This window comes from Arthrobacter saudimassiliensis (assembly GCF_059090665.1).
In genome coordinates, this window is sequence record NZ_JBNHFX010000001.1 from 424853 (window position 1) to 451847 (window position 26995).

Genomic DNA, 26995 nt, shown 5'->3' on the forward strand with positions numbered 1-26995 from the left:
AGCGTCTTAAACAGCAACAGCCCCCGCTCTGCAGCGGGGGCTGTTGCTGTGCGGCGCCGAAGGGCGCTTGTGGAGCCAAGCGCCAATTCAGCGCGCGGGGCCCTGGTCCCGAACGCGCCAGCGGGCGGGACCAGGGAAGCGCTGAATTAGCGCTTGGAGTACTGCGGAGCCTTGCGGGCCTTCTTGAGGCCTGCCTTCTTGCGCTCGATGACGCGGGCGTCACGAGTCAGGAAGCCGGCCTTCTTCAGGGTCGGGCGGTTGTTCTCGCGGTCGATCTCGTTCAGCGAGCGGGCAATGCCCAGGCGCAGCGCACCGGCCTGGCCGGAGGGGCCGCCGCCGTGGATGCGGGCGATGACGTCGTAGGCGCCTTCAAGCTCCAGGACCTTGAAGGGCTCGGCGACTTCCTGCTGGTGCAGCTTGTTCGGGAAGTAGTCCGACAGCTCGCGGCCGTTGATGTTCCACTGGCCGGAGCCGGGAACAACGCGCACGCGGGCGATGGCTTCCTTGCGGCGGCCAACGGCGGAACCGGCAACGGTCAGCGCGGGACGCTCGGCAACAGCCACAGTGGACTCCGCCGGGGTTTCCGAGGTGTAGCTGGTGAGCTCCTCGGTGCTTTCATTGAGCTCTTCGTTCTGAGCCACGATTCTCCTTGAATTCTTTTCTTAGCTAACGGGCCGGAACTACTGAGCGACCTGGGTGATTTCGAAGGTCTTCGGCTGCTGGGCAGCGTGCGGGTGCTCGGCACCTGCGTAGACCTTCAGCTTGCCCATCTGCTGGGCAGCCAGGGAGTTCTTGGGGAGCATGCCGCGGATCGCCTTCTCGACGGCGCGAACCGGGTTCTTCGCGAGCAGCTCGGCATAGTTGACGGAGGAGAGACCGCCCGGGAAACCGGAGTGGCGGTAAGCGCGCTTCTGCTCGAGCTTGGCGCCGGTCAGGGCGACCTTCTCTGCGTTGATGATGATGACGAAATCGCCCATGTCCATGTGGGGAGCAAAGGTCGGCTTGTGCTTTCCGCGCAGCAGTGTTGCGGTCTGGCTGGCAAGACGACCCAGGACAACGTCGGTGGCGTCAATGACGTGCCACTGGCGGTTGATGTCGCCGGGCTTCGGGGTGTACGTACGCACGTTTTTTGCCTTCGTTTCTTCTTCTTAGGTGGCTGCACATGGCAAGCCATGTGCTTCGCAGCTTCATCTATGCGCTACCGGAGTGTCAGGTGAGGACTGCTCGTACCAGTGGTCCAAAGTTTCTCGACTATTCCCCGGGGCCAGGTGGCTCTGCAACTTAAGCCGCTCCCGTGGGCATAGACCTATCGAGGTAGGACACGCACAACGACTATAAACGATAGCCGCTCGGCCCGGCCAGGTCAAAAGGGCCCGGACAGCGCCGCGCTGTCGCGCAGCGCGCGGGTGCGGTCGGCACGGGCCCGCAGGCCCTCGTCGTCGGGGTACCGCACCTCTTCCAGCACCAGCGGATGGGGCGGAGCCAGCAGTGACTTCGAGTCGCGGACCTGGGCAAAGAGCCTCTCGGCCAGCCACGCCGGGGCGCGCTCCCCCGATCCGACCCTGAGCGCTGCGCCGATCAGCGAGCGGACCATGCTGTGGCAGAAGGCGTCTGCGCGGAGCGATGCGGTGATCACTCCGTCGGCTCCGCGGGCGAAGGCGAAGGCCTGCAGCTCGCGGATGGTGGTGGCGCCGAGGCGCGGCTTGCAGAAGGACAGAAAGTCGTGGACGCCCAGCACGGCGGCGGCGCCTTCGTTCATGCGGTCCACGTCCAGTTCCCTGCGGTGCCAGAGCGTGATGCCGCGGGTCAGCGGGTCCTGGTCCTGCAGCCGGTCGGCAATCCGGTAGCTGTAGCGCCGCCACAGGGCGGAGAACCGGGCGTCGAATCCAGCCGGGGCCGGGCGGGCGGAGAACACATGGATCGCTCCGGCCATGGCTTCGGCCATGCGCCGGGGCATGCCGGACTCCCGCAGCGGCATGGTGAGCTCCCGGTTCAGCACCCCGCGCAGCCTGCGAAGCATAGCCTGTTCGGGTTCGAGCTCGTGCCCCCGCGTCAGGCCTTCCCACTCTTCGGGTGCCAGGTCCAGGTGCGCCACCTGTCCGCGCGCGTGGACACCGGCATCCGTGCGTCCGGCTACGGTGAGGCGCACGGGCCGGCGGAGCAGTACGGCAAGTGAGTCCTCGAGGGTACCCTGGACGGTCCGCAGGCCCGGCTGAGCGGCCCACCCTGAGAATGCGGCGCCGTCGTAGGCCAGGTCAAGCCGGATACGAAGAGACCCGCCGTCCCCATGGGGAGCGGCGGGTCCTTCGATCGTCATGTCTTCCATGCTACGCGTGCCGGCACCGGGATGCCGACATGCAGCGCGGGAGGCTAGGACTGACGGGGGTCCGGCTGCGCGTTCGGCGCGTTGTCGACTGCAGCCTCGGTGGCAGCGGCAGCAGCGGACTCCTGCGCGGCCTGCTGGGCCTCGACGTCGGCCTGCGCGGTCTCCGGCGCCTCGTCAGCAGACTCAGCCGAATCGGCGCTGTCTGCGGACTCCGGCGAGTCAGCCGACTCGGGGGAATCAGCGGACTCGGCCGATTCAGCGGCCGGAGCGGCGGCGGCAGCGGCGGCCGAAGCCTCGGCGACCACGGCCTGCTTGGCGGAAACCGGCTCCAGCACCAGTTCGATCACGGCCATGGGCGCGTTGTCGCCCTGGCGGTTGCCGATCTTGGTGATGCGGGTGTAGCCGCCTTCGCGGTTGGCGACGGCCGGAGCGATCTCGGTGAACAGCTCGTGCACGATCCCCTTGTCGGTGATCATGGTCAGCACGCGGCGGCGGGCAGCCAGGTCTCCGCGCTTGGCGAAGGTGATCAGGCGCTCGGCGTACGGGCTCAGGCGCTTGGCCTTGGTCACCGTGGTGGTGATCCGCTTGTGCTCGAACAGCTGCGAAGCCAGGTTCGCCAGCATCAGGCGCTGGTGGGCCGGGCTGCCTCCGAGGCGCTTACCCTTGGTGGGTGTAGGCATTACATTTTCTCCTCAAACGGTGCCGACGGCTCTGGAGAAAGCCGGGCCGGCAGAAATTTGCTAGTTAGAGCTCGTCGTCCGAGAACTCGGTCTCGTCCTCGTCAATGGCTGCGGCACGGGCTGCCAGGTCGAACCCGGGAGGGGAATCCTTCAGGGACAGGCCCAGTTCAACCAGCTTCGCCTTCACCTCGTCGATGGACTTCGCGCCAAAGTTGCGGATGTCCATCAGGTCAGCCTCGGAGCGGGCGACGAGTTCACCCACGGTGTGGATGCCCTCACGCTTGAGGCAGTTGTAGGAACGCACGGTCAGCTCGAGGTCCTCGATCGGCAGCGCCATGTCGGCCGCAAGCGCGGCGTCGGTGGGGCTGGGGCCGATCTCGATGCCCTCGGCTGCGGTGTTCAGTTCGCGGGCCAGTCCGAACAGCTCAACCAGGGTGGTGCCTGCGGACGCGACGGCGTCGCGCGGGGCAATGGCATCCTTGGTTTCGACGTCGACGATCAGGCGGTCGAAGTCGGTGCGCTGCTCGACACGGGTGGCCTCCACGCGGAAGGTCACCTTCAGCACCGGCGAGTAGATGGAGTCGACCGGGATGCGGCCGATCTCCTGGTCGCCGGACTTGTTCTGGGCCGCGGAAACGTAGCCGCGCCCGCGCTCGATGGTCAGTTCGAGCTCGAACTTGCCCTTCGAGTTCAGGGTGGCGATGTGCAGATCCGGGTTGTGGAATTCGACACCGGCCGGCGGAGCGATGTCCGCAGCGGTGACGACGCCGGGGCCCTGCTTGCGCAGGTAGGCGACCACGGGCTCGTCGTGCTCGGAGGACACCGACAGGTTCTTGATGTTCAGGATGATCTCAGTGACATCCTCCTTCACACCGGGGACCGTGGTGAACTCGTGCAGCACGCCGTCGATCCGGATGCTGGTTACCGCAGCACCGGGAATGGAGGACAGCAGCGTGCGGCGGAGCGAGTTGCCGAGGGTGTAGCCGAAGCCGGGCTCCAGCGGTTCGATGATGAACCGGGACCGGTTGTCGGCTACGACTTCTTCAGTGAGGGTGGGGCGCTGTGCAATGAGCACTTGCATTTCCTTTCAGCGAGCGTCCGCTATATGACGCAGCACAATTGGTGGAAACGACGACGACGGGGTCTCCCGCGGGCGTCTTGGACGGCTGGATCCCGTCGCCGGCCTCCTGGAGGATCCACCCACCGGTGCCGCGGCCGCCAAAGGCGGCAGCGGCACCAGGGTGGTTCGTCCGGACCGGTCAGCCGGAAAGCCGATTAGACGCGGCGGCGCTTCGGGGGACGGCAGCCGTTGTGCGCGCTCGGGGTCACATCCTGGATGGACCCGACCTCCAGGCCGGTGGCCTGCAGCGAACGGATGGCGGTCTCGCGGCCGGAGCCCGGACCCTTCACGAAGACGTCGACCTTGCGGACGCCGTGCTCCTGTGCACGCTTCGCAGCGGTCTCGGCAGCCATCTGAGCGGCGAACGGAGTCGACTTGCGCGAACCCTTGAATCCAACCTCACCGGAGGAAGCCCAGGCGATGACGTCGCCGGACGGGTCCGTGATGGAAACAATGGTGTTGTTGAACGTGCTCTTGATGTGCGCCTGGCCCAGCGCAACATTCTTCTTATCCTTGCGACGCGGCTTGCGCACCGCTCCACGAGTCTTAGGGGGCATTACTTCTCCTACAAAGAGTTTGGTTTTTGGGTGGCCCCGGAAGGGCCCGGCGTCAGCCGCTGTTAGCGGCCGGCCTTCTTCTTACCGGCAACGGTGCGCTTCGGACCCTTGCGGGTACGGGCGTTGGTCTTCGTGCGCTGGCCGTGCACGGGCATGCCGCGGCGGTGGCGGATGCCCTGGTAGCTGCCGATCTCCACCTTGCGGCGGATGTCGGCGGCCACCTCACGGCGGAGGTCACCCTCGACCTTGAAGTTGCCCTCAATGTAGTCACGCAGCTGAACGAGCTCAGCGTCAGTGAGATCCTTGACGCGGGTGTCCGGGCTGATGCCGGTTTCCGCGAGGGTCTGCTCTGCACGGGTCTTGCCCACGCCGTAGATGTAGGTAAGCGCGATCACTACCCGCTTTTCGCGGGGAATGTCTACGCCGGCGAGACGTGCCATATGGCGGTTCTCCTCTTGTTGCTCCGGAGGTCTGGAGCAGTGCATTCCCTGTCGCCAGGTCCCCGGCCTCCGTACCGGGGGTGTGCGTCACGCGTACCGACGCTGCACTGCCTGTTATTCGATTACTACGCGTGGGCGTCCCTTACGGGACCCGTTGACCGGAGCCGAAGCTCCCGGATCAGCGGGTTCTTAGCCCTGGCGCTGCTTGTGGCGCGGGTTCTCGCAGATCACCATGACCCGCCCGTTACGGCGGATCACCTTGCACTTATCGCAGATCTGCTTGACGCTCGGCTGAACCTTCATGGCGTTCCTTTGCGTGGTTGCAGGATTTACTTGTAGCGGTAAACGATGCGACCTCGGGTGAGGTCGTAAGGGCTAAGCTCCACTACAACGCGGTCTCCGGGGAGGATGCGAATGTAGTGTTGACGCATCTTTCCCGAGATGTGGGCAAGCACAATGTGCCCGTTCGCCAGCTCAACGCGGAACATCGCGTTGGGCAGGGCTTCGTTGACCGAGCCCTCAATCTCAATGACGCCGTCTTTCTTGGCCATATCCTCCGCTAACGTCTGTGTCCTCCGTTTGGCGGGGAGGACGGTTTTCGGGTTTGATGGTCCCCGACCCGGCCCCCACCGAGGTGGAAATTGGGCACGGGTGTAGAGACAACCAACAGATAACTGTACTCCAAGGGCCCGGGAAAGTTAAATCTCCGCCGGCAGCGGCCCGGCAGCCGGTCCGGGCACGGCCCGCCGCCGTCCGCATCTGCCGACCCTGCCGTCACACCGCCGGCCCTGGAACGCGGAAAACCCGGACGCCGATGGCGATCCGGGTTTTCCGTCAATCCGTTTCCGGCCCCCAGACGGGCGGCGTCCCGCTACGGGATCGGCACCGGCGTCACGCCGAGGGGTTCAAGCCGCGACGCTCCGCCGTCGGGCGCGGTCAGCACCCAGATCCCCTTCTCGTGGATCGCCACCGAGTGCTCCCACTGGCAGGAGCGGCTGCCGTCCACGGTGATGACGGTCCATTCGTCCTCCAGCACCGCGGTCTCGATGTCGCCGCGCACCAGCATCGGTTCGATCGCCAGGCACATGCCGGGCTTCAGCTTCGGGCCGCGGTGGCCGGTGCGGTAGTTCAGCACGTCCGGTGCCTGGTGCATCTCCGAGCCGATGCCGTGACCGACATAGTCCTCGAGGATGCCCAGCTTCTCCCCCGGCATGCCGGAGACGTAATCGTCGATGGCGTTCCCGATGTCCCCTACGAAGCGGCCCTTCGCCGCAGCGGCGATGCCGCGCCACATCGCCTCTTCGGTGACGTCGGAGAGGCGCCGGTCGGCCGGGTCCGCCTCTCCCACGATGACGGTCCGCGCGGAATCGGCATGCCAGCCGTCCACGACGGCGCCGCCGTCAATGGAGATGATGTCTCCGTCCGCCAGGGCCTTGTCCCCCGGGATGCCGTGCACGACCTCTTCGTTCACCGAGGTGCAGATCGTCGCCGGAAAGCCGTGATAACCGAGGAAGTTCGAGGTGGCGCCGGCCTCCCTGAGGACGCCGGCAAACACTGCGTCGAGGTCGCGGGTCCGTGCACCGGGAACCGCTGCCGCGCAGGCGGCGTCGAGGGCGCGGCTCAGCACGAGCCCCGCCTCCCGCATGGTGCGCATCTGTGCGTTGGTCTTGTACTGGATTTTGGGCTGGCCCAAATTTCTCCTGCTTACTGTCGAGCTGAGCTGGTTGAGGTGCTGCGCGCCGGAGCGCGCAGCACCTCGCGGTTACCGGAGGTCGCTGAGCGCGGCCATGATGCGCTCGGTGACCTCGTCGATGTCTCCGAGCCCGTCCACCTGGGTGACGATGCCGCGGTCCTGGTAGCGGGCGACGACGTCGGCCGTCTCCTTCTTGTACAGGTCCAGCCGGTGGCGGATGACGTCTTCGTTGTCGTCGGCGCGGCCTTCGATCTCGGCCCGGCGCAGCAGGCGCTGCACGAGCTCCTCATCGTCCGCGGTCAGCTGGAGGACGGCGTCCAGCTTCTGCCCGCTCTCCGCGAGGATGCGGTCCAGCTCCTCCACCTGGGCGGTGGTGCGGGGGTAGCCGTCCAGCAGGAAGCCGTCGACGACGTCGTCGTTGGCCAGCCGGTCACGGACCATGTTGTTGGTGACCGAGTCCGGCACGAAGTTGCCGGCGTCGATGTACTTCTTGGCCTCCAGGCCCAGCGGGGTCAGTTCCTTCACGTTGTGCCGGAAAATGTCGCCGGTGGAGATCGCGCTGACTCCGAGCCGCTCGGAGATCCTGGCGGCCTGAGTGCCTTTGCCGGCGCCGGGAGGTCCAATAATAAGCAGGCGTGTCATCGCAGTAACCCTTCGTAGTGACGCTGCTGAAGCTGTGCGTCGATTTGTTTGACCGTCTCGAGGCCCACACCAACCATGATGAGGATCGAGGTCCCGCCGAACGGGAAGTTCTGGTTGGCTCCGACGAGCACCAGGGCGATCAGCGGGATGAGGGCAACAATGCCCAGGTAGAGAGCGCCGGGCAGGGTAATGCGGGACAGCACGTACTGCAGGTATTCGGCGGTGGGACGGCCGGCCCGGATGCCCGGGATGAAGCCGCCGTACTTCTTCATGTTCTCCGAGACTTCCTCCGGGTTGAAGGTGATGGAGACGTAGAAGTAGGTGAAGAAGACAATGAGCAGGAAGTACACCGCCATGTAGAGCGGGTGGTCGCCGGTGACGAAGTAGTTGTTGATCCACACGACCCATTCCGGCGGGGTGCCGTCGGCGGGGGTGTTGAACTGGGCCACCAGCGCCGGCAGGTAGAGCATCGAGGAGGCGAAGATGACGGGGATCACGCCGGCCATGTTCACCTTGATCGGAATGTAGGTGTTCGTACCGCCCACGGTGCGGCGGCCGATCATGCGCTTCGCGTACTGCACGGGAACACGGCGCTGGGACTGCTCGACGAAAATGACCAGGGCGACGACGAGGACGCCGATCGCCAGCACGCCGAGGAAGACGGTCCACCCCTGGGAGGTCAGGATCGCGCCGAGGGAGCTCGGGAAGGAGGCGGCGATGGAGGTGAAGATCAGCAGCGAGATGCCGTTGCCGACGCCCTTCTCAGTGACCAGCTCGCCCATCCACATGATCAGGCCGGTGCCGGCGGTGAGCGTGATGATGATCAGCAGGATCGTGATCAGGCTGTCGTCCGGGATGATGTCCAGCGAGCACTGGTTGTTGAACAGCGCGCCCGAGCGGGCCAGCGACACCACGGTCGTCGCGTTCAGCAGGCCCAGTGCGATCGTCAGGTACCGGGTGTACTGCGTCAGCCTGGCCTGGCCCTGCTGGCCTTCCTCATGCAGGGCCTGGAACCGGGGAATCACCACGCGCAACAGCTGCACGATGATGCTCGCGGTGATGTAGGGCATGATGCCCAGCGCAAAGACCGACACCTGGAGCAGTGCGCCGCCGCTGAAGAGGTTAACGAACTCGTACAGGCCGCCGGTGGTGGCGCCGAGTGCGAGGCACTGCTGAACATTGCCGTAGTCGACGCCCGGCGCCGGGATAAACGTACCCATCCGGTAAAGGGTGATGATTCCCAGCGTAAACAACAGCTTGCGTCGCAGATCTGGCGTCCGGAAGGCCCGGCCAATAGCGCTGAGCAAGCGTCCTCCTGAGGTAAGAAATAGTCCGATCGGACTGGTGACAGTGAGAGTCTAACCGGTGTGGCTGCCTGTTGCGTTAACGGGCCGCCCGCCGGATTGGTGCCTTAACGCGCTGAACTCCCGGCCGGGCCCGTTCGGGTCCTGCCGGGAGTTCAGCGTTGACGCTTCGGCGCCGGCTTCCGGGGGCTGCCCGCCGCGCAGTGCGCGGCGGGCGCCCCGGATGCCGTCTGCCAAGGCTGCTACAGGGTGGTCGTGGACCCGCCGGCGGCAGCGATCTTCTCGACCGCGCTTGCGGAGAAGGCGTTGGCCGTAACCTCAACCTTGACCGTGATGTCGCCCGTGCCCAGAACCTTGACCGGCTGGTTGCGGCGGACCGCACCCTTCTCGGCCAGGGCCTCGACGGTGACCTGGCCGCCCTCGGGGAAGAGCTCCGAGATGCGGTCCAGGTTCACCACCTGGTAGGTCACCTTGAACGGGTTCTTGAAGCCGCGCAGCTTCGGCAGGCGCATGTGCAGCGGCAGCTGCCCGCCCGCGAAGCCGGCCTTGACCTGGTACCGCGCTGCGGTGCCCTTGGTACCGCGGCCTGCGGTCTTGCCCTTGGAGCCTTCACCACGGCCGACACGGGTCTTCGCCGTGCGCGAGCCGGGAGCCGGGCGCAGGTGGTGGACCTTCAGCGTCTTCTGCTGTTCGTTCTGTTCGGCCATGTTACTTCGCCTCCTCAACCTTCACGAGGTGCGGAACCGTGGAGATCATGCCGACGGTCACTGCATCCGCGGTACGGACGACGGAGTCGCCGATGTGCTTCAGGCCCAGTGAACGCAGCGTGTCGCGCTGGTTCTGCTTGCCGCCAATGGCGGACTTGATCTGAGTGATGTGCAGCTGTGCCGAGCTGACGGCAACGCGCTTGGGAGTAGTCATCAGGCACCAGCCTTCTGCATGTTGCGAATCATCGCCGCCGAGGCAACCTCGTCCAGCGGCAGTCCGCGGCGGGCAGCCACGGCCTGCGGCTCTTCGAGGCCCTTCAGCGCGGCAACCGTGGCCTGCACGATGTTGATCGCGTTGGAGGAACCCAGCGACTTGGACAGAACGTCGTGGATACCGGCGCACTCGAGGATGGCGCGGACCGGACCGCCGGCGATAACACCGGTACCCGGGGAAGCCGGACGCAGGAGCACGACGCCGGCGGCTGCCTCACCCTGCACCAGGTGCGGGATGGTGCTGCCGATGCGCGGGACGCGGAAGAAGGACTTCTTGGCCTCTTCCACGGCCTTGGCGATGGCCGAGGGAACTTCCTTGGCCTTGCCGTAGCCGACGCCGACCAGGCCGTTGCCGTCGCCGACAACCACCAGGGCGGTGAAGCTGAAGCGACGACCGCCCTTGACGACCTTGGCGACGCGGTTGATGGTCACGACACGCTCGATGAACTTGTCCTTGTCATCGCCGCGTCCGCCGTCACGGCCGCCACGGCCGCCGCGGTCACCACGGCCGCCGCGCTCGTTGCGCTGGCCGTCCCGGCGACCGCCGCGGCGGTCATCGGTGCTGGGGGCTGCGGCGTCCTTGGACTCAGTTGCCTCAGCAGCTGTAGCTTCAGTCACCTGATTTTCCTTTTCCTTGTTAACCTCGGTCACAGTGCCAGCCCACCTTCACGTGCGCCGTCTGCAACAGCCGCGATGCGGCCGTGGTAGCGGTTGCCGCCACGGTCGAAGACGACCGCTTCAATGCCGGCAGCCTTGGAGCGCTCGGCCACGAGCTCGCCGACGCGGCGTGCCTTCGCGGTCTTGTCGGCCTCCATGGCCCGCAGGTCCGCTTCCATGGTGGAGGCGGAGGCCACGGTGACGCCCTTGGTGTCGTCGACAACCTGGACGAAGATGTGGCGTGCGGAACGGTTCACGACCAGGCGCGGACGTGCCGGGGTACCCGCAATACGCTTGCGGATACGCAGCTGGCGCCGGGTACGGGCTGCGGACTTGCTCTTGTTGGTCCGCTTCTTGTTGATGCTGATCGCCATGATTACTTACCAGCCTTTCCGACCTTGCGGCGGACAATCTCGCCGGCGTAACGGATGCCCTTGCCCTTGTACGGGTCGGGCTTGCGCAGCTTGCGGATGTTGGCGGAAACCTCGCCGACCAGCTGCTTGTCGATGCCGGACACCGTGATCTTGGTGGGGCCGTTGACGGTCAGGGTGATGCCCTCGGGGGCCTTCACGTTGACCGGGTGGCTGTAACCCAGGGCGAACTCGAGGTCCGAACCCTTGGCCAGCACGCGGTAACCGGTACCGACGATCTCCAGGTCCTTCTTGAAGCCTTCGGTCACACCAGTGATCATGTTGGCGATCAGGGTGCGGGTCAGGCCGTGGAGGGAGCGGGATTCGCGCTCGTCGTTCGGGCGGGCAACGGTAAGCGTGCCGTCTTCCTGGGAAACCGTGATCGGGCTGGGCACAGTGTGGCTCAGCTCGCCCTTGGCGCCCTTGACGGTCACAACGTTGCCGTTGATGGCGATATCGACTCCGGCAGGAACCGGGATGGGCAGACGTCCAATACGTGACATTTTTCTTTCCCCTTCCCTGCTACCAGACGTAGGCGAGGACTTCCCCACCCACACCCTTCTTGGCGGCCTGGCGGTCGGTCAGGAGACCTGACGACGTCGACAGGATTGCGATGCCCAGGCCACCCAGCACGTGCGGCAGGTTGGTGGACTTGGCGTAGACGCGCAGGCCGGGCTTGGAGATGCGGCGGACACCTGCGATGGAGCGCTCACGGTTCGGACCGAACTTGAGGTCCAGGGTCAGCTTCTTGAAGCCGCCCTCTCCCTCTTCTTCCTTCCAGCCGGCGATGTAGCCTTCGGCCTTGAGGATGTCGGCAACGCGTGCCTTGAGCTTGCTGTAAGGCATGGACACGGAATCGTGGTATGCCGAGTTTGCATTGCGCAGACGCGTAAGCATGTCTGCGACAGGATCTGTCATAGTCATTGGGCTCTGGCCCTCCCTCGTATCGGTTTCCTGCGGGACTGCCCCGGTATGTGCCGGGGGTGGTCCTTCAGACCTGATACGTAGTAATTAATCTTCGGATTTGAACGGGAAGCCGAGGTTGCGCAGCAGGGCGCGGCCCTCGTCATCGGTCTTGGCGGTGGTAACCACGGTGATGTCCATGCCCCGCACGCGATCGATCTTGTCCTGGTCGATCTCGTGGAACATCGACTGTTCGGTCAGGCCGAACGTGTAGTTGCCGTTGCCGTCGAACTGCTTGCCGTTCAGGCCGCGGAAGTCGCGGATACGGGGCAGGGCCAGGGTGACCAGGCGGTCGACGAACTCCCACATGCGGTCGCCGCGCAGAGTTGCGTGCGCACCGATCGGCATGCCTTCACGCAGCTTGAACTGCGCGATCGACTTGCGGGCCTTGGTGATCTGCGGCTTCTGGCCCGTGATCTGGGTCAGGTCGCGGACGGCGCCGTCGATCAGCTTGGAGTCCTTGGCGGCGTCGCCGACGCCCATGTTCACGACGACCTTGACCAGGCGCGGAACCTGGTTGACGTTCGCGTAGTTGAACTCGTCCTGCAGCGCCTGCTTGATTTCCGCAGCGTAGCGGGCCTTCAGACGGGGAACGGTCCTGGTGACAGTCTCAGTCATTAGATGTCCTTCCCGGTGGCCTTGGAGACGCGGATCCGGACGGTACGCTCGGTGCCGTCCTCGCGGGTCTGGGTCTCGATGCGGTAGCCGACGCGGGTCGGCTTCTTGGTCTCGGGGTCGACGATCGCGACGTTGGAGACGTGGATGGGGGCTTCCATGACCTCGATGCCGCCGGTCTTGGACCCGCGGGAGGACTGGCCCACCTTGGTGTGCTTGGTGATCCGGTTGATGCCTTCGACCAGCACGCGGTTGGTCTCCGGGAAGACCTTCAGGACCTTGCCCTGCTTGCCGCGGTCGCCGCCGCGCTCAGCCTTTGCGCCGGTGATGACCTGAACCAGGTCACCCTTCTTGATCTTTGCCATGGACTACAGCACCTCCGGAGCCAGCGAAATGATCTTCATGAACTTCTTGTCACGAAGCTCGCGGCCGACCGGGCCGAAGATACGGGTACCGCGGGGGTCGCCGTCGTTCTTCAGGATCACTGCTGCGTTCTCATCGAACTTGATGTAGGAACCGTCCTGGCGGCGGCGTTCCTTCTTCGTGCGGACGATGACGGCCTTGACCACGTCGCCCTTCTTGACGTTGCCGCCCGGGATTGCATCCTTGACGGTGGCAACGATGGTGTCGCCAATGCCTGCGTAGCGACGGCCGGAACCACCGAGAACGCGGATGGTCAAGATTTCCTTGGCCCCCGTGTTGTCGGCGACCTTCAGTCGCGACTCCTGCTGAATCACTTATTACTCCTGTCGTCGCGCCGGTTCTCATTGCTGAGCCTTGCGGAACGGATATGGGTGGACCCCGTAATACTGGTACTCAGCCATCTGCCGGCACGCGGGCACGGGAAGGAAGGCTGAACAAGATTATCGGGCTTTTGTCGTAGCGGCGGTGAGGAAGCCCGGCACCCTAAACTGGGCACACTTCCGCACCGCACAGACAAGATTTCAAGTGTACCGCGAAAGGGCCCCGGAAGCGAAATCACGGATGAGTTCGCGGCCGGGGCCCTGACGCGGTGTGGACGGTGCCGCCTTCGTCCGCTGCGGGGAGCGGGGCTCCCCGCAGCGGATCCGGCGGCGGGCCGGCCGGTCCTGGTACTGCTTGGTTACTTGGCCTTCTCGATGATCTCGACCAGGCGCCACCGCTTGGTGGCGGACAGCGGCCGGGTCTCGGCGATCAGCACGAGGTCGCCGACGCCGGCAGAGTTCTGCTCGTCGTGCGCCTTCCGCTTCTCGGTGCGGCGGATAACCTTGCCGTACAGCGCGTGCTTCACGCGGTCCTCGACCTCGACGACGATGGTCTTGTCCATCTTGTCGGAGACGACGTAGCCGCGTGCGGTCTTCCGGTACCCGCGGGTATCGGCGCCGTTTGCGTCAGTGGTCACTGCTGCCTCATTCATGTTTTCGCTCACTTGGCATCATCCTCCGCGGGAGCTTCGGACTCGGCGGCCTTCTTCTTGGACTTCTTCGAAGCCTTCTCGGTCGCTGCCTCCTCGACGGGGGCGGCAACCTCGGGACGAATGCCGAGCTCGCGCTCGCGCAGCACCGTGTAGATGCGGGCGATGTCGCGCTTGACGGCCTTCAGGCGCCCGTGGCTTTCCAGCTGGCCGGTGGCCGACTGGAAGCGGAGGTTGAACAGTTCCTCCTTGGCCTTGCGGAGTTCCTCCACGAGACGGTCCCGATCGAAACCATCCAGCTGCTCAACGGCCAGATCCTTGGATCCAACTGCCATGACTATTCACCACCCTCGCGACGCACGATGCGTGCCTTCAGCGGCAGCTTGTGGATTGCCAGGCGCAGGGCCTCGCGAGCTACCTCTTCATTGACGCCGGAGAGTTCGAAGAGAACCCGCCCCGGCTTGACGTTTGCAACCCACCACTCCGGCGAACCCTTACCGGAACCCATACGGGTTTCGGCAGGCTTCTTGGTCAGCGGACGGTCCGGGTAGATGTTGATCCAGACCTTGCCGCCACGCTTGATGTGACGGGTCATGGCGATACGGGCCGCTTCGATCTGCCGGTTCGTGACGTAGGCAGGGGTCAGGGCCTGGATGCCCCACTCACCGAAGCTGACCTGGGTGCCGCCGGTCGCAGCGCCGGAACGACCCGGGTGGTGCTGCTTGCGGTACTTGACTCGACGTGGGATAAGCATTTAAGCCTGTCCTCCTTCTGCGGCAGGCGCAGCGGCCGAAGCCTCTGCGGCAGGCGCTCCGGCACGGTCACCGCGGTCGTTGCGACGGCGACGCTCGCCACCGCCGCTGCGGCCCGGACGGTCGCCGGTGCGGCCGCGGGACGGGGCGGCGGCCTGCTGGGCAGCCAGTTCCTTGGACGTGATGTCGCCCTTGTAGATCCAGACCTTCACGCCGATGCGGCCGAAGGTGGTCTTCGCCTCGAAGAAGCCGTAGTCGATGTTCGCACGCAGGGTGTGCAGGGGCACACGGCCTTCGCGGTAGAACTCGGAACGGCTCATTTCGGCGCCGCCGAGGCGGCCGGAGCACTGGATACGGATACCCTTGGCGCCGGCGCGCTGCGCGGACTGGATGGCCTTCTTCATCGCGCGGCGGAAGGCCACGCGGGAGGAAAGCTGCTCTGCAACACCCTGGGCGACCAGCTGGGCTTCGATTTCCGGGTTGCGGACCTCGAGGATGTTCAGCTGGACCTGCTTGCCGGTGAGCTTCTCGAGCTCGCCGCGGATGCGGTCGGCCTCGGCGCCGCGGCGGCCGATGACGATGCCCGGACGTGCCGTGTGGATGTCCACGCGGACACGGTCGCGGGTGCGCTCGATCTCAACCTTGGCGATGCCGGCGCGGTCCATGCCCGTGGACATGAGCTGGCGGATCTTCACGTCTTCGCGGACGAAGTCCTTGTAGCGCTGGCCCGGCTTGTTGCTGTCGGCGAACCAGTGCGAGACGTGGTCCGTGGTGATGCCGAGTCGGAACCCGTGCGGGTTTACCTTCTGTCCCACTTAGCGTTCCTCCTCGTTCTGGGGGGTGGCAACAACCACGGTGACGTGGCTGGTGCGCTTGTTGATGCGGTACGCGCGGCCCTGAGCACGCGGCTGGAACCGCTTCATGGTCGGACCCTCGTCAACGAATGCCTCGCTGATGTAGAGGTCGGACTCGTCGAAGGCCACGCCGTCGCGGTCCGCGAGGACCCGGGCGTTGGCCATGGCCGACGCGACCACCTTGTAGACCGGCTCCGAAGCTGCCTGCGGGGCAAACTTCAGAATTGCCAGAGCCTCATTCGCCTGCTTGCCACGAACAAGGTTGACGACGCGCCGGGCCTTCATAGGCGTTACGCGGATATGGCGCGCAATTGCCTTGGCTTCCATTGCTTTCCTTCTCTCGTCTTCTGCCGAAAGAGCGGCGCCTAGCGGCGCTTGCCCTTGCGGTCGTCCTTCACATGGCCGCGGAAGGTCCGCGTCAGAGCGAACTCGCCGAGCTTGTGCCCGACCATCGACTCGGTGACAAACACCGGAATGTGCTTGCGTCCGTCATGCACGGCAATCGTGTGCCCGATCATGTCGGGGACGATCATCGAGCGACGGGACCACGTCTTGATGACGTTCTTGGTGCCCTTCTCATTTTCGGCCTGCACCTTCACGAAGAGGTGCTGGTCGACGAAGGGGCCTTTCTTCAGGCTGCGTGGCATGTTCCCAGGCTCCTATCGCTTGTTCTTGCCGGAACGACGGCGACGCACAATAAGCTTGTCGCTCTCTTTATTGGGGCGCCGGGTGCGGCCTTCGGGCTTGCCGTTCGGGTTGACCGGGTGACGGCCACCGGAGGTCTTGCCTTCACCACCACCGTGCGGGTGGTCGACCGGGTTCATGGCAACGCCACGGACGGTCGGGCGGACGCCCTTCCAGCGCATACGGCCGGCCTTGCCCCAGTTGATGTTGGACTGCTCGGCGTTGCCGACCTCTCCAACGGTGGCGCGGCAGCGGATGTCCACGTTGCGGATTTCACCCGAGGGCAGGCGAAGCTGCGCGAAGCGGCCTTCCTTGGCGACCAGCTGCACGGAGGCGCCGGCGGAGCGGGCCATCTTGGCACCGCCGCCCGGACGCAGCTCCACAGCGTGGATCACGGTACCCAGCGGGATGTTGCGCAGCGGCAGGTTGTTGCCCGGCTTGATGTCGGCGCCTGCACCGGCCTCAATCTGGTCGCCCTGCTTGAGCTTGCTCGGAGCCAGGATGTAACGCTTGGTGCCATCAACGTAGTGCAGCAGCGCAATGCGCGCGGTGCGGTTCGGATCGTATTCGATCTCGGCGACGCGGGCGGCAACGCCGTCCTTGTCATGCCGGCGGAAGTCGATCACGCGGTACTGGCGCTTGTGGCCACCGCCCTTGTGACGGGTCGTGATCTTACCGGTGTTGTTCCGGCCGCCGCTCTTGGGCAGCGGACGCACCAGGGACTTCTCCGGCGTCGACCGCGTGATTTCAATGAAGTCGGCTACGCTCGAGCCGCGACGGCCCGGGGTAGTCGGCTTGTACTTACGGATTCCCATTATTTATTCCTCGTTAAAGTGGTCTCCGCCCTAGCTGAGCGGACCGCCGAAGATGTCGATCGTGCCTTCCTTCAGGGTGACAATCGCGCGCTTGGTGTTCTTGCGCTGTCCCCATCCGAACTTGGTCCGCTTGCGCTTCCCTGCACGGTTGATGGTGTTGATCGAGTCGACCTTGACGGAGAAAATCTTCTCCACGGCCAGCTTGATCTCGGTCTTGTTCGAGCGGGGGTCGACCAGGAAGGTGTACTTACCTTCGTCGATCAGGCCGTAGCTCTTTTCCGAGACGACGGGTGCAATGACGACGTCGCGCGGATCCTTGCCGGTGGTCGCGCTCACTTGGCGTCCTCCTTGACAGTGTTCTTGCCGACGAACTCGTCGTAGGCAGCCTTGGTGAAGACCACATCGTCGGAAACAAGCACGTCGTAGGTGTTCAGCTGATCTACATAGATCACGTGGACCTCGGCGAGGTTGCGCACGGACAGTGCGGCAACGTCGTTGGCGCGCTCGATGACAACGAGCAGGTTCTTGCGGTCGGAAACCGAGCGCAGGGCGCCCAGTGCATCCTTGGTGGACGGCTTCTCGCCGGAGACCAGGGACTCGAGGACGTGGATACGGCCGTTGCGTGCCCGGTCCGAGAGGGCTCCGCGCAGGGCGGCGGCCTTCATCTTCTTGGGGGTGCGCTGGCTGTAATCACGCGGCACGGGACCATGGACGACGCCGCCGCCGGTCATGTGCGGGGCCCGGATGGAGCCCTGGCGTGCACGGCCGGTGCCCTTCTGCTTGAAGGGCTTGCGGCCGGCGCCCGAAACCTCGGCGCGGGTCTTGGTCTTGTGCGTGCCCTGGCGTGCAGCGGCCAGCTGGGCCACGACAACCTGGTGCAGCAGCGGGACGTTGGTCTGGACGTCGAAGATCTCCGCGGGGAATTCGACAGTGGTTACGTTTGCCATGAGACTAAGCTCCCTTCACGGCGCTGCGTACGAGGACGACCTGGCCGCGGGCACCGGGGACGGCGCCCTTGATCAGCAGCAGCGACTTCTCGGCATCCACACCGTGAACCGTGAGGTTCATGGTGGTGTGACGGACGGCGCCCATGCGGCCGGCCATCCGAAGACCCTTGAAGACGCGGCCGGGGGTGGAGGCACCGCCGATGGAGCCGGGCTTGCGGTGGTTCTTGTGGGCACCGTGGGAGGCACCGACGCCGGAGAAGCCGTGACGCTTCATGACACCGGCGAAGCCCTTGCCCTTGGAGGTACCGACGACGTCGACCTTCTGGCCGGCCTCGAACATCTCAACGGAGAGTTCCTGGCCCAGCTCGTAGGAGTCGGCGTCAGCGGTGCGCAGCTCAACGACGTGGCGGCGCGGGGTCACGCCTGCCTTTTCGAAGTGGCCGGCGAGCGGCTTGGTCACCTTGCGCGGGTCGATCTGGCCGTAGCCGATCTGCACGGCGGTGTAGCCGTCCTTGTCTGCGTTGCGCAGCTGGGTGATGACGTTGGAGTCAGCCTGGACCACGGTGACCGGGATGAGCTTGTTGTTCTCGTCCCAGACCTGGGTCATGCCCAGCTTGGTGCCCAGCAGGCCCTTGACCTGGCGTGTAAGCGAAGTAGACATATGTATCCTCTCCTCCCCTACAGCTTGATTTCGATGTTCACGTCTGCGGGCAGGTCAAGACGCATCAGCGAGTCAACGGCCTTCGGCGTGGGGTCAATAATGTCGATCAGACGCTTGTGCGTGCGCATTTCGAAGTGCTCGCGGCTGTCCTTGTACTTGTGCGGCGAACGGATGACAACGTAAACGTTCTTCTCCGTGGGCAGCGGCACCGGGCCTACCACCGTTGCGCCTGCACGCGTGACCGTCTCAACGATCTTCCGGGCTGATACGTCGATGACCTCGTGGTCGTACGACTTCAGCCGGATGCGGATTTTTTGTCCCGCCATGGCGTCGTGCCTCTTTCTTCGAGTCTTGCTCTGTACAGTTGTCGTGCCCGGCGTCCTGGCGGACCCGGCACCCCTCCGACAGACTGAATCCGGATAAATCCGGGTTCCTCACCCTGCCGAGGCTCCGACCCCCGCGCTCGGGCGTGTCGCCGGTCCGAAACCGGCGCCCGGCAAGAATGGGGGCGGGTTATATTTGGGCTCTTCCCCTGAAGGACCCGACCCTGCGCCGGGCATTATCCCGGCCGGGACTAGATCTCATCACGTGCATCCGAAGTCGATCTGAGGGCACGTGCGGGCACAAAAGCGCTTGAACAACTTCTCCAGTGTGCCAGAAACCGGCACGGATGGCCAATCGGCCTCTCCGCCCGCCCGGTTCGGTGCCGTTGGGCACCGGGCCGAAGAAGTGTCCCGTTGATATGTGCACCGTCGTTGACGGGTGCAGTTTTTCCCGCGCCGCACAGGATGCGGCGCGCTGTCCAGTCTAGCGCAGCCGCCGAGCCGGATCGAACTGTGGTGCGGGCCGTGCCGGCGCTACGGGTTGCGGGCCGGCGGCCCCGTGCAGCACGGCGGCAGCCCAGCGTTGCCGAGCGGTCCAGTGCAGCGGAACGGTCCGGTGCTGCGTTGCCGTGCGGGCCACCAGGGCGGTCGCGCGGCCGGCACGCCTTGTGCTGCCTACCTGCCGTCGCCGCGCCTGGCGCGCCTGATGCGCTTGGCACGGTCGATCTCGCTGCGGAAGTTCCGGCGCACCCAGACCGTGCCGCCGGCGACCGCGGCCGCGGCGCCAAGGACTATCAACAATTCCATGCAGCGAGCCTACCGGAACCGGAACCGCCGTGGATCCGGCGCACCGTCAGCTCCGCCGCCCTCCACTGCTCCCCTCCCCCGGGGGCGCCCACGGTCCGAACGCGCCGCCCTGGCCAGGCGCGCTCCCCTGGCCGGCCCCGTTCCCTCGGCCGGGGACATTCCCTCGGTCCGGGGCGCCTTGGTCGGAGGCATCACCCAGGCCCGGGGCACCGCCCAGGTCAGGGGCAGCGGCTGGGTCAGGGGCACCGCCCAGGTCAGGGGCACCGACTCGGTCAGGGGCACCGGCTCGGTCAGGGGCACCGGCTGGGTCGGGGGCAGCGAACGAACCTCGCCCGGGCTGTCCCGTTTGCGCCGGCGGGTGCCACGGAGCCCTCGATTCACCCTGGTACGTCCTCGATTCACCCTGGTACTCCTGGGGCGGGGACCATGAGCCGGACCCGTGCGTCCCCGCATCAGGCGCAGCCAGCGGGCTCTGTCCCGGGGCGGGCGGGGGCGGGAGCGGACCGTCATCGCCACTACTGCCCGGCTCGTCTGGTCCGTCGCTTCGCACCCGCACCAGCCGCCACACCGCCAGGGCGATCAGTGCCACCGCCAGCAGCGCCAGCAGCACGAAGGTGTAGCCGCGCAGGTACCACAGGACGGCCAGCGCAATGCCGGCCGCGCCCCAGACCGCGAACAGGCGCCGCGCATTCAGCAGGCCGAAGACGAGCAGCCCGGCATGCCCCAGCAGCGCCCACAGCTGCCTGTCCGTATCCCCGTCCACCACGGTGACGAGCCCTGCGGAGGACAGGATGGCGCCGGCCGCGACAAGGAAGCCGCTCCCCCGCCTGTCCCTGCCGCGGCGGAGTTCCCAGGCCGCGAGCAGTGCGAGGATAAGCACCCAGTATTGGAGGGACCAGAACCAATCGACACCCAGGAAGAACCAGAGGATCCGCTCGACGGCGAGCGCTCCCGGGAACAGGGCGGCCTCCGCCGCGGCTTCGCGGCGGTGGGACGGCACCTCGGCCACTGCTGCCATCAGTGCGACCAGCAGGGTGAAGGACCCGACCACGGCGCTGCTGCCGTAGCCGGCCATGGCCGCGATGCCGGCGGCGGCCAGCAGGGGCGCGCCGGCGGCTCCGGTAATCCGCGCGCGCAGCGCGTTCGCAGGCTGGTCGTCCCGCAGCGACAGCAGCAGGCGTGCGGCGGCGAGGACCAGGGCGGCAATCCATGCCTGCCACAGCAGGGCCGCGTCCGGCTGGACCCGTGCCTGAAGCAGGTCGGTCCGGAACCAGGCGAAGAACGCCGCCGCGCAGCAGCAGACAGCGGCGACGAATCCTGCTGCCAGCCACGGCCGCCGTGCGGTGAAGGACGCCGTCAGCAGCACGGCAGCCGCGGTGCCCGCACCGATCGCCACCGGCAGCGGGTCGGCGTCACGGAGTGCCGGCAGCACGGTGAGGAGGGGATAAAGGCAGGCCGCAGCCAGATAAGCTGCCCCAGATCCGGGGGCATGCGCGGACCCTGCGGCGGCACCGGGCGCAGCGCCCGCCCCTCGCAATCCGCCGCACACCACGTGTCCGCGCAGCACCGCGGCAGTCAGTCCGGCCAAAAGGAGCGCGGCCGCCCACCCCGGGACGGGTTTCGGCAGCAGATCGGAATCCGCCAGGTCCGGGAATCCGGCCAGCAGCAGGGGTACGGCCGGGGCCGCTGCCAGTGCTGTGACCAGTCCGCCGACGCTCCTGCCGCGCAGCGCCCCGACTCCAGCCGTCAGGACCAGGAACAGGATCAAGGCCGCTGTCGTGTCGCGGCGTGCCTGCCCGGCAGCGGCGGCCTGGTAGACAAGCGGCAGCGCTGCCAGGAGTACGTAGGTCGCATACTCCGCCGCATGCCCGACGCCGGCGGCGGCCAGATGCGCGGATCGGAGCCGCGGGTGGAGGACTACGCGCAGGACCTGCAGCACCGCAGCCAGGGCGGCGACACCGAGCCACACCGCTCCACTGTCCCCGCCGGCACCGGCTTCGGCGCCCACAAGGTCGGCGGCCGCCAGCCCGGCCAGCAGGACCGTGAGCCCCTGCACGCCAAGGCCATGCAGGGACCGGAAGCGGGGCCCGGAAGCCACGATGTATGCCAGGCAGTAACCGAGCGCTGCTCCGACCAGCAGTTCATAGCCGCGCAGTCCCAGGAGGCCGGCTCCGCCTGCGGCGGCGGCAGGGAACCCGGCGGCTCCCATCGATGTTCCCCATGCCGCGGCAAGGCTCCGGAAGGATCCTCCCGGGCCGTGCCCTGTTGCTTCGCCGGTGCCGTCGGGGAAGGCGGAGCCCCCTCCGGGCCGCGGCTCGGCGTCCGAACCGCCAACGCCACGGGCAGAGCCGGCTGGCCGGGCGGGGCGGCCGGGCACCGCCCCGTCTCCGTTGGCCGGCTCCGCAGACCGCCAGAGCAGAGCGGCGGTCAGCGTTCCCGCGGCAAGCACACCCCACAACAGGGCCAAAGAAGGGCCTGAGTCCTCAAAGCGGAACCAGCGGTCCGTGCCGACCGCCGCCCAGCCCGCCGCTGCGGCCGCCGCAGCGGTATACACGTCCCCGGTGCCCGTGGATACCCTGCGCGGTCCGGACCCGGCGCCGTGCCCGCTGGCCGACGGTGCATCCGGAGCGCCGGCTTCCGACGTCCGAAGCATCCCGGCCACGCGGACGGCGGCGCTCAGCTGCGTCGCTGCTGCCGCGCCCGCCGCGAGGAAAACCAGCACCCGCAGATCCGCTGCCCCGGCCCCCGGGACGGCGCTGAAGACCAGCGGCAGAACCAGGAGCAGCAGCAGCATCACCCAGCGGGCGGTCTGCGCAGCCCCCAAGGCGGCCAGGCGGGAGAAGAACAGCTCACGTCCCAGGTGCAGGGCCGCCGTGACAGCAGCCGTGGCAATGAACACCGTCCCCGGACCGCCGCCGGCCTCCGATGCGGCCAGTCCCGCCGTGACCGCCGCCAGGGCCTGGGCGGCCAGCAGCTGGACGCCCCGAAGCGGACCTGCCCCAAGGCCGCGCCAGCCGAACCAGAGCAGGGCGGCGACGGACAGCAGCAGGTATCCGCGGACCCCCAGCACGCCCATGCCGGCCAGGGCTGACCAGATGAACCCGGCGGGGGCCAGCAGTTCCGGCATCCGCGACCGACAGGACCCCGCCACCGCAGTGTTCCCGGCGAGCCAGGCCCAGATAAGGGCCAGCGTGACGTTCCGGTCGATGGACTGCCCCAGCACGGGCAGCAGCAGGGCGAGGCCGCCGGCTGCGCTGAAGATATACAGGTCGGCGTCGGTCCACGCGCCCGAGCCCCGCCCCTGCCTCAGGCGCGCGAACATGCCCCACGCGACCGGAGTGCCCACGGCCAGGACCGCCAGCGCGGCGGCGTGCTGCTCCCCCACCCGGCCGTCAAAGACGCCAACGGCGGCGACCAGCAGAAGCACCCCCGCGCTGGCCCAGCGGGGAGGCTCCGGCAGCCCGAACCGCCCGGTGGTGTCGAGATCCGCCCGGGCCCCCTGCGCGAGGAAAAGCGTCAGCGCCCCTGCGAGGTAAAGCTCTCCTGGTTCGGCGTGCCGCCAGCCGGCGGCGAGCACGACCGTCAGTGCGAGCAGCAGCTGGGACATCAGCAGGTAGACGCTGCGCTGCTCCGCCTCCCCGGCTCGCACCGCCATGACGGCAGCGTAGAAAAGGCCGGCCGCAGTCAGCAGCGCGTAGCCGCCCCAGCCCAGCAGCCCGCCGCCGAGCAGCGCCGCGGCAGCGAGCCCGGCCGGCGCCAGGACCGCTCCGACGATCCGCAGCTGCCTGGCGCCGTCGGTTCCCCGCCGTACGGTCAGCAGGAGGGATGCAACGATGCCCGCGCCGGCCAGAACCCACAGGAGCACGCCGCTGACCGTGGTCTGCGGGTACTCCGCCGCCCGGACGGAAGCCGCCAGCACTGCGGCGAGAGCCCCCGCCGCCGCGGCCGCCGGGGCGGCATGGTGCTCCCTGCGTCCGGCGGCGACTCGGCCGGACGTCGTCAGCAGGGCAGCCAACGCCGCGGCGGAACCTGCGCCCAGGGCATAGTCTGCCGCTTCCGGTGACGGCTCCAGCAGCGCAAGGACCGTGAGCGGTGCCAGGAGCACGCCTGCTGCACGTGCGAGCAGGACGGGGGCAGCCTCCGCAGCCTGTGTGCGGATGGCTTCGGCTGCGTACCAGGCGCACAGCACCGACAATGCACAGATCCCGCCCCACAGCGTGCCGGTGTCGGGCGCAGCCAGCCTGGGCATCAGCGCCACCAGCGGCGCTGCCAGGGCGGTGCGTTCGAATGCCCTGCCGAGTTTCCCGGCGGCGAGGAAGATGCCCTGCAGCAGTCCGGCGCAGACTACGAACACGGGAACGAACCACGGCTGTGCGTCCCCTGCCGTCCAGGCTGCCAGCATGACCAGAGCGAGGACCGAGACGGTAAGCAGCACCCCGGCGTCGGCGCGCACCGCGGCCCCCGGAACCTTCCCGCCAGCCTGGCTGGCCGGCGCCGTGCCGTGCCATCGGGCGGGGAAGGGAACTGCTGACCCGGGATAGCTTTCAGGGCTGCGAAGCACCAGGAGCAGCTGCCCTGCCGACGCGGCGACGACGGCGGCGGCCGCTGCAGGCGGTTCGGCGGTGGCGGCATAGGCCAGCGCCGAGGCGGTGACCGTCAGCGCGGCCCTCAGCGCATACCCGTTGATGCGGTGCTCTGCGCGCGGGCCCGTAGCAAGCTGCACCGCGTAGTAGGCGGCGAAGGACAGGAAGACCAGGGCAAAGGGCCACCTGCCGGTTTCTCCGGCGGTCAGGACCACGCCCACGGCCACCGCCGGCACCAGGAAGCGGTGGGAGGCCACGAACGCCTCAAGATAGAGCCGATGGACCCACCGGGGTCGACGGACCGCGGCGAGGCTGATGAGCGTGGCAAGGACAACGGTGAGCAGGAAATACCAGATCAGGCCGCCGCGCAGTGCCGCGCCGAATGCGAGCCCGGTGGACAGCAGGAACGTGACGCCAAGGTAGGCAACCACCCGGCTGTCGAGTTTGGCAGCCGCATAGGCGAACGCCACCGTCCCCGCGGCGGAGGTCAGCAGCCACGCCGCCGGCCCGTCGGGAACCACAAAGCTGTAGAGGGCGACCCCGGTCACCGGAATCAGGGCAAGACCGGTGCCGGTGAATGCCGTCGCGGCCGGCCGCAGCCGCCTGCTGCGGGCATGGACCAGCAGGCCCGCAGCGTAGAACAGCGCCGTGGCCAGCAGCACGCCACCAAAACGTGCGGGCTCCGGGACCGCCGTGCCGATGAAAAGTCCCGCAGCCGCAACGAGGAGCAGGCTGGCCGTATAGAGGGTGATGTTGATGTTGCGCAGGTCGCGGCGCCGTTTCCGGGCCTGAAGCTCTTCCGGAGAAGGCTCGTGCTCCTGCTGGCCGACGGCCGGCTGTCCGGGTCCGAACAGGAAGTCGCGTGGAGACGGCGCCGGAACCGATGGCGCTGCCGGGATCGGCGGCTGGGGCGGTACCGCAGCCTGTGGCGGTAGCGGGGCCTGCGCCGGGCCCTGGGCCTGTGCCGGGTCCGGAGCCTGTGCCTGACCGGCAGGGTAATTGGGCAGGGGTTCAGGCCGGCCGACAGGCGGAAACTGCCCGCCAGGCATCCTCTCCCCCGGAGCCGCGGACGGCGGCAGCAGCGACGGGACCCGCGGGCCCGTGGCCGACGGTCCGGGTACGGGGGCAGCAGGCCGGGAGGCCGCGGGACCGGGAGCGGCAGGCGGCTGTGGTCCCCGGACGGCAGGGTCCTGCCTTGCCGCCTGGTATCCGGCGTGGAAGCCTTCGTCATAGGCGCGGGCTGCGGTCGGCAGCGCTCCCCGGGCCTCGCGCCGTGCACGCGAGCGGCCGGCGGCCATGCCCAGCGCGAAAACTCCGCCAAGCGCGGCAAGGAACAGGACTACCCCCATGTGACTCTGCTCTCTTCAGGTGAACCGACGCCCCCATCCTAGGCCCGGGGTCCGCTCTGTTACGCGTCCGCCGCCCGGGCTGTGCACAACCGGTTCAGGTGCCCCGGACCAGGGTGCCGCACCTGAACCGGCAGGCACAGGTTGGCCCTTAAAGGCGGAAGGCTCCCGCTGCACGAAGCAGCGGGAGCCTTCCGGGAAAACCGTTATCCGGTGTTCCTACAGATACATCAAATTACTTGATGATCTTGGTGACACGGCCCGAACCAACGGTGCGGCCGCCTTCACGGATCGCGAAGCCGAGGCCCTCTTCCATGGCGATGGGCTGGATGAGCTCAACGGTCATCTCAGTGTTATCGCCCGGCATGACCATTTCAGTGCCCTCGGGGAGGGTGATGACGCCGGTCACGTCGGTGGTGCGGAAGTAGAACTGCGGGCGGTAGTTCGAGTAGAACGGGTTGTGGCGGCCGCCTTCATCCTTGGACAGGATGTAGACGTTGGCCTCGAAGTTGGTGTGCGGGGTGATGGAACCCGGCTTCACCACAACCTGGCCACGCTCGACGTCTTCGCGCTTGATGCCGCGGAGCAGCAGGCCACAGTTCTCGCCGGCCCAGGCCTCGTCGAGCTGCTTGTGGAACATCTCGATGCCGGTAACCGTGGTCTTCTGGACCGGACGGATGCCGACGATCTCGACCTCGGAGTTGATGGCCAGGGTACCGCGCTCGGCGCGGCCGGTGACGACGGTGCCACGACCGGTGATCGTGAAGACGTCCTCGATCGGCATCAGGAACGGCTTGTCCTTGTCGCGGACGGGGTCCGGGACGTTGTTGTCAACGGCTTCCATGAGCTCCTCGACGGAAGCAACCCACTTGGGGTCGCCTTCCAGAGCCTTCAGGCCGGAGACGCGCACGACGGGAGCGTTGTCGCCGTCGAAGTCCTGGGAGCTGAGCAGCTCACGGACTTCCATCTCCACGAGGTCGAGGAGTTCCTCGTCCTCAACCATGTCGGACTTGTTCAGCGCGACCAGCAGGTAGGGAACACCAACCTGGCGGGCCAGCAGAACGTGCTCACGGGTCTGAGCCATCGGGCCGTCGGTAGCGGCAACCACGAGGATCGCGCCGTCCATCTGGGCGGCACCGGTGATCATGTTCTTGATGTAGTCGGCGTGGCCGGGAGCATCAACGTGCGCGTAGTGGCGCTTCTCGGTCTGGTACTCGATGTGCGAGATGTTGATGGTAATGCCGCGCTGGCGCTCTTCCGGAGCGGAGTCGATGGCCGCGAAGTCGCGCTGCTCGTTCAGGTCGGGGTACTTGTCAGCAAGCACCTTGGAAATGGCAGCGGTCAGCGTCGTCTTGCCATGGTCAACGTGACCGATGGTGCCGATGTTGACGTGCGGCTTAGTCCGCTCGAACTTTGCCTTCGCCACGGGTTCCTCCTAGAAAG

Annotated in this window: 35 protein-coding genes; all 35 read right to left on the bottom strand. The window is 67.0% G+C overall.

What is annotated here, in order from left to right:
• Positions 1 to 146: 146 nt before the first annotated feature.
• Positions 147 to 641 (bottom strand): 30S ribosomal protein S9, encoded by a 495-nt coding sequence (rpsI, locus tag AC5RV6_RS01870; protein WP_494005588.1) that lies wholly within the window; start codon positions 639 to 641, stop codon positions 147 to 149.
• A 39-nt stretch (positions 642 to 680) separates the two neighbouring features.
• Positions 681 to 1124 carry a 50S ribosomal protein L13 gene (gene rplM, locus AC5RV6_RS01875; protein WP_494005589.1) on the bottom strand — a complete coding sequence of 148 codons (444 nt, stop codon included), beginning with the start codon at positions 1122 to 1124 and terminating at the stop codon, positions 681 to 683.
• Between the two features lie 239 nt (positions 1125 to 1363).
• Positions 1364 to 2317 (bottom strand): tRNA pseudouridine synthase A, encoded by a 954-nt coding sequence (locus tag AC5RV6_RS01880; protein ID WP_494005590.1) that lies wholly within the window; start codon positions 2315 to 2317, stop codon positions 1364 to 1366.
• Positions 2318 to 2370: 53 nt separating this feature from the next.
• Positions 2371 to 3006 carry a 50S ribosomal protein L17 gene (rplQ, locus tag AC5RV6_RS01885; protein ID WP_494005591.1) on the bottom strand — a complete coding sequence of 212 codons (636 nt, stop codon included), beginning with the start codon at positions 3004 to 3006 and terminating at the stop codon, positions 2371 to 2373.
• Positions 3007 to 3070: 64 nt separating this feature from the next.
• A complete protein-coding gene (locus tag AC5RV6_RS01890) occupies positions 3071 to 4081 on the bottom strand; it encodes a DNA-directed RNA polymerase subunit alpha (protein ID WP_494005592.1) in 1011 nt (336 codons plus the stop codon).
• A gap of 200 nt (positions 4082 to 4281) precedes the next feature.
• The gene (rpsK, locus tag AC5RV6_RS01895; RefSeq protein WP_494005593.1) at positions 4282 to 4683 is read right to left on the bottom strand and encodes a 30S ribosomal protein S11; all 402 of its coding nucleotides are present in this window, start codon (positions 4681 to 4683) and stop codon (positions 4282 to 4284) included.
• Between the two features lie 62 nt (positions 4684 to 4745).
• On the bottom strand, positions 4746 to 5123 hold the full coding sequence (gene rpsM, locus AC5RV6_RS01900) for a 30S ribosomal protein S13 (RefSeq protein ID WP_055239373.1): 378 nt from the start codon (positions 5121 to 5123) through the stop codon (positions 4746 to 4748).
• Between the two features lie 189 nt (positions 5124 to 5312).
• On the bottom strand, positions 5313 to 5426 hold the full coding sequence (gene rpmJ, locus AC5RV6_RS01905) for a 50S ribosomal protein L36 (RefSeq protein WP_012397712.1): 114 nt from the start codon (positions 5424 to 5426) through the stop codon (positions 5313 to 5315).
• Between the two features lie 26 nt (positions 5427 to 5452).
• Positions 5453 to 5674: a translation initiation factor IF-1 gene (gene infA / locus AC5RV6_RS01910; RefSeq protein ID WP_055239372.1), complete on the bottom strand. Its 222-nt coding sequence runs from the start codon at positions 5672 to 5674 to the stop codon at positions 5453 to 5455.
• 320 nt (positions 5675 to 5994) lie between these two features.
• Complete coding sequence (gene map, locus AC5RV6_RS01915) at positions 5995 to 6816, bottom strand: type I methionyl aminopeptidase (protein WP_494005594.1); 822 nt, start codon at positions 6814 to 6816, stop codon at positions 5995 to 5997.
• A gap of 69 nt (positions 6817 to 6885) precedes the next feature.
• Entirely contained in the window at positions 6886 to 7458 is a 573-nt protein-coding gene (locus AC5RV6_RS01920; RefSeq protein WP_494005595.1) for an adenylate kinase, read from the bottom strand.
• Complete coding sequence (secY, locus tag AC5RV6_RS01925) at positions 7455 to 8765, bottom strand: preprotein translocase subunit SecY (RefSeq protein ID WP_494005596.1); 1311 nt, start codon at positions 8763 to 8765, stop codon at positions 7455 to 7457. Before secY ends, AC5RV6_RS01920 begins: the two co-directional genes overlap by 4 nt.
• 239 nt (positions 8766 to 9004) lie before the next feature.
• Entirely contained in the window at positions 9005 to 9469 is a 465-nt protein-coding gene (gene rplO, locus AC5RV6_RS01930; RefSeq protein WP_494005597.1) for a 50S ribosomal protein L15, read from the bottom strand.
• A gap of 1 nt (position 9470) precedes the next feature.
• Positions 9471 to 9683 carry a 50S ribosomal protein L30 gene (rpmD, locus tag AC5RV6_RS01935; RefSeq protein ID WP_494005598.1) on the bottom strand — a complete coding sequence of 71 codons (213 nt, stop codon included), beginning with the start codon at positions 9681 to 9683 and terminating at the stop codon, positions 9471 to 9473.
• The gene (rpsE, locus tag AC5RV6_RS01940) at positions 9683 to 10360 is read right to left on the bottom strand and encodes a 30S ribosomal protein S5 (protein ID WP_494005599.1); all 678 of its coding nucleotides are present in this window, start codon (positions 10358 to 10360) and stop codon (positions 9683 to 9685) included. Before rpsE ends, rpmD begins: the two co-directional genes overlap by 1 nt.
• Before the next feature lie 29 nt (positions 10361 to 10389).
• A complete protein-coding gene (gene rplR / locus AC5RV6_RS01945) occupies positions 10390 to 10773 on the bottom strand; it encodes a 50S ribosomal protein L18 (protein ID WP_494005600.1) in 384 nt (127 codons plus the stop codon).
• A gap of 2 nt (positions 10774 to 10775) precedes the next feature.
• Complete coding sequence (gene rplF / locus AC5RV6_RS01950) at positions 10776 to 11312, bottom strand: 50S ribosomal protein L6 (protein WP_494005601.1); 537 nt, start codon at positions 11310 to 11312, stop codon at positions 10776 to 10778.
• 19 nt (positions 11313 to 11331) lie between these two features.
• Complete coding sequence (gene rpsH, locus AC5RV6_RS01955) at positions 11332 to 11733, bottom strand: 30S ribosomal protein S8 (protein WP_494005602.1); 402 nt, start codon at positions 11731 to 11733, stop codon at positions 11332 to 11334.
• An 87-nt stretch (positions 11734 to 11820) separates the two neighbouring features.
• The gene (rplE, locus tag AC5RV6_RS01960; protein WP_494005603.1) at positions 11821 to 12390 is read right to left on the bottom strand and encodes a 50S ribosomal protein L5; all 570 of its coding nucleotides are present in this window, start codon (positions 12388 to 12390) and stop codon (positions 11821 to 11823) included.
• Positions 12390 to 12752, bottom strand: a complete 363-nt coding sequence (gene rplX / locus AC5RV6_RS01965; RefSeq protein ID WP_494005604.1) for a 50S ribosomal protein L24 — start codon at positions 12750 to 12752, stop codon at positions 12390 to 12392. The genes rplE and rplX overlap by 1 nt, the downstream gene beginning before the upstream one ends.
• A gap of 3 nt (positions 12753 to 12755) precedes the next feature.
• Positions 12756 to 13124: a 50S ribosomal protein L14 gene (gene rplN, locus AC5RV6_RS01970; protein ID WP_055239356.1), complete on the bottom strand. Its 369-nt coding sequence runs from the start codon at positions 13122 to 13124 to the stop codon at positions 12756 to 12758.
• 365 nt (positions 13125 to 13489) lie between these two features.
• On the bottom strand, positions 13490 to 13783 hold the full coding sequence (gene rpsQ / locus AC5RV6_RS01975; protein WP_494006603.1) for a 30S ribosomal protein S17: 294 nt from the start codon (positions 13781 to 13783) through the stop codon (positions 13490 to 13492).
• An 8-nt stretch (positions 13784 to 13791) separates the two neighbouring features.
• Positions 13792 to 14115 carry a 50S ribosomal protein L29 gene (rpmC, locus tag AC5RV6_RS01980; RefSeq protein WP_494005605.1) on the bottom strand — a complete coding sequence of 108 codons (324 nt, stop codon included), beginning with the start codon at positions 14113 to 14115 and terminating at the stop codon, positions 13792 to 13794.
• A 2-nt stretch (positions 14116 to 14117) separates the two neighbouring features.
• Positions 14118 to 14534: a 50S ribosomal protein L16 gene (rplP, locus tag AC5RV6_RS01985; RefSeq protein ID WP_494005606.1), complete on the bottom strand. Its 417-nt coding sequence runs from the start codon at positions 14532 to 14534 to the stop codon at positions 14118 to 14120.
• Positions 14535 to 15347, bottom strand: coding sequence for a 30S ribosomal protein S3 (rpsC, locus tag AC5RV6_RS01990; protein ID WP_494005607.1), 813 nt, complete (start codon positions 15345 to 15347; stop codon positions 14535 to 14537).
• A complete protein-coding gene (gene rplV / locus AC5RV6_RS01995; protein WP_494005608.1) occupies positions 15348 to 15713 on the bottom strand; it encodes a 50S ribosomal protein L22 in 366 nt (121 codons plus the stop codon).
• A 38-nt stretch (positions 15714 to 15751) separates the two neighbouring features.
• Positions 15752 to 16033, bottom strand: a complete 282-nt coding sequence (gene rpsS / locus AC5RV6_RS02000) for a 30S ribosomal protein S19 (RefSeq protein WP_494005609.1) — start codon at positions 16031 to 16033, stop codon at positions 15752 to 15754.
• 12 nt (positions 16034 to 16045) lie between these two features.
• Positions 16046 to 16885, bottom strand: a complete 840-nt coding sequence (gene rplB, locus AC5RV6_RS02005) for a 50S ribosomal protein L2 (RefSeq protein ID WP_494005610.1) — start codon at positions 16883 to 16885, stop codon at positions 16046 to 16048.
• 30 nt (positions 16886 to 16915) lie between these two features.
• Positions 16916 to 17221, bottom strand: coding sequence for a 50S ribosomal protein L23 (gene rplW / locus AC5RV6_RS02010; RefSeq protein ID WP_494005611.1), 306 nt, complete (start codon positions 17219 to 17221; stop codon positions 16916 to 16918).
• Positions 17218 to 17832: a 50S ribosomal protein L4 gene (rplD, locus tag AC5RV6_RS02015; protein WP_494005612.1), complete on the bottom strand. Its 615-nt coding sequence runs from the start codon at positions 17830 to 17832 to the stop codon at positions 17218 to 17220. The genes rplW and rplD overlap by 4 nt, the downstream gene beginning before the upstream one ends.
• Positions 17833 to 17836: 4 nt before the next feature.
• Positions 17837 to 18493 (bottom strand): 50S ribosomal protein L3, encoded by a 657-nt coding sequence (rplC, locus tag AC5RV6_RS02020; RefSeq protein ID WP_494005613.1) that lies wholly within the window; start codon positions 18491 to 18493, stop codon positions 17837 to 17839.
• A gap of 17 nt (positions 18494 to 18510) precedes the next feature.
• Positions 18511 to 18819 carry a 30S ribosomal protein S10 gene (gene rpsJ, locus AC5RV6_RS02025; RefSeq protein ID WP_146361073.1) on the bottom strand — a complete coding sequence of 103 codons (309 nt, stop codon included), beginning with the start codon at positions 18817 to 18819 and terminating at the stop codon, positions 18511 to 18513.
• Positions 18820 to 19491: 672 nt separating this feature from the next.
• On the bottom strand, positions 19492 to 19623 hold the full coding sequence (locus tag AC5RV6_RS02030; RefSeq protein WP_494005614.1) for a hypothetical protein: 132 nt from the start codon (positions 19621 to 19623) through the stop codon (positions 19492 to 19494).
• A gap of 46 nt (positions 19624 to 19669) precedes the next feature.
• Positions 19670 to 24868 (bottom strand): hypothetical protein, encoded by a 5199-nt coding sequence (locus tag AC5RV6_RS02035; protein WP_494005615.1) that lies wholly within the window; start codon positions 24866 to 24868, stop codon positions 19670 to 19672.
• A gap of 919 nt (positions 24869 to 25787) precedes the next feature.
• Complete coding sequence (gene tuf / locus AC5RV6_RS02040) at positions 25788 to 26978, bottom strand: elongation factor Tu (protein WP_494005616.1); 1191 nt, start codon at positions 26976 to 26978, stop codon at positions 25788 to 25790.
• Positions 26979 to 26995: the final 17 nt, after the last annotated feature.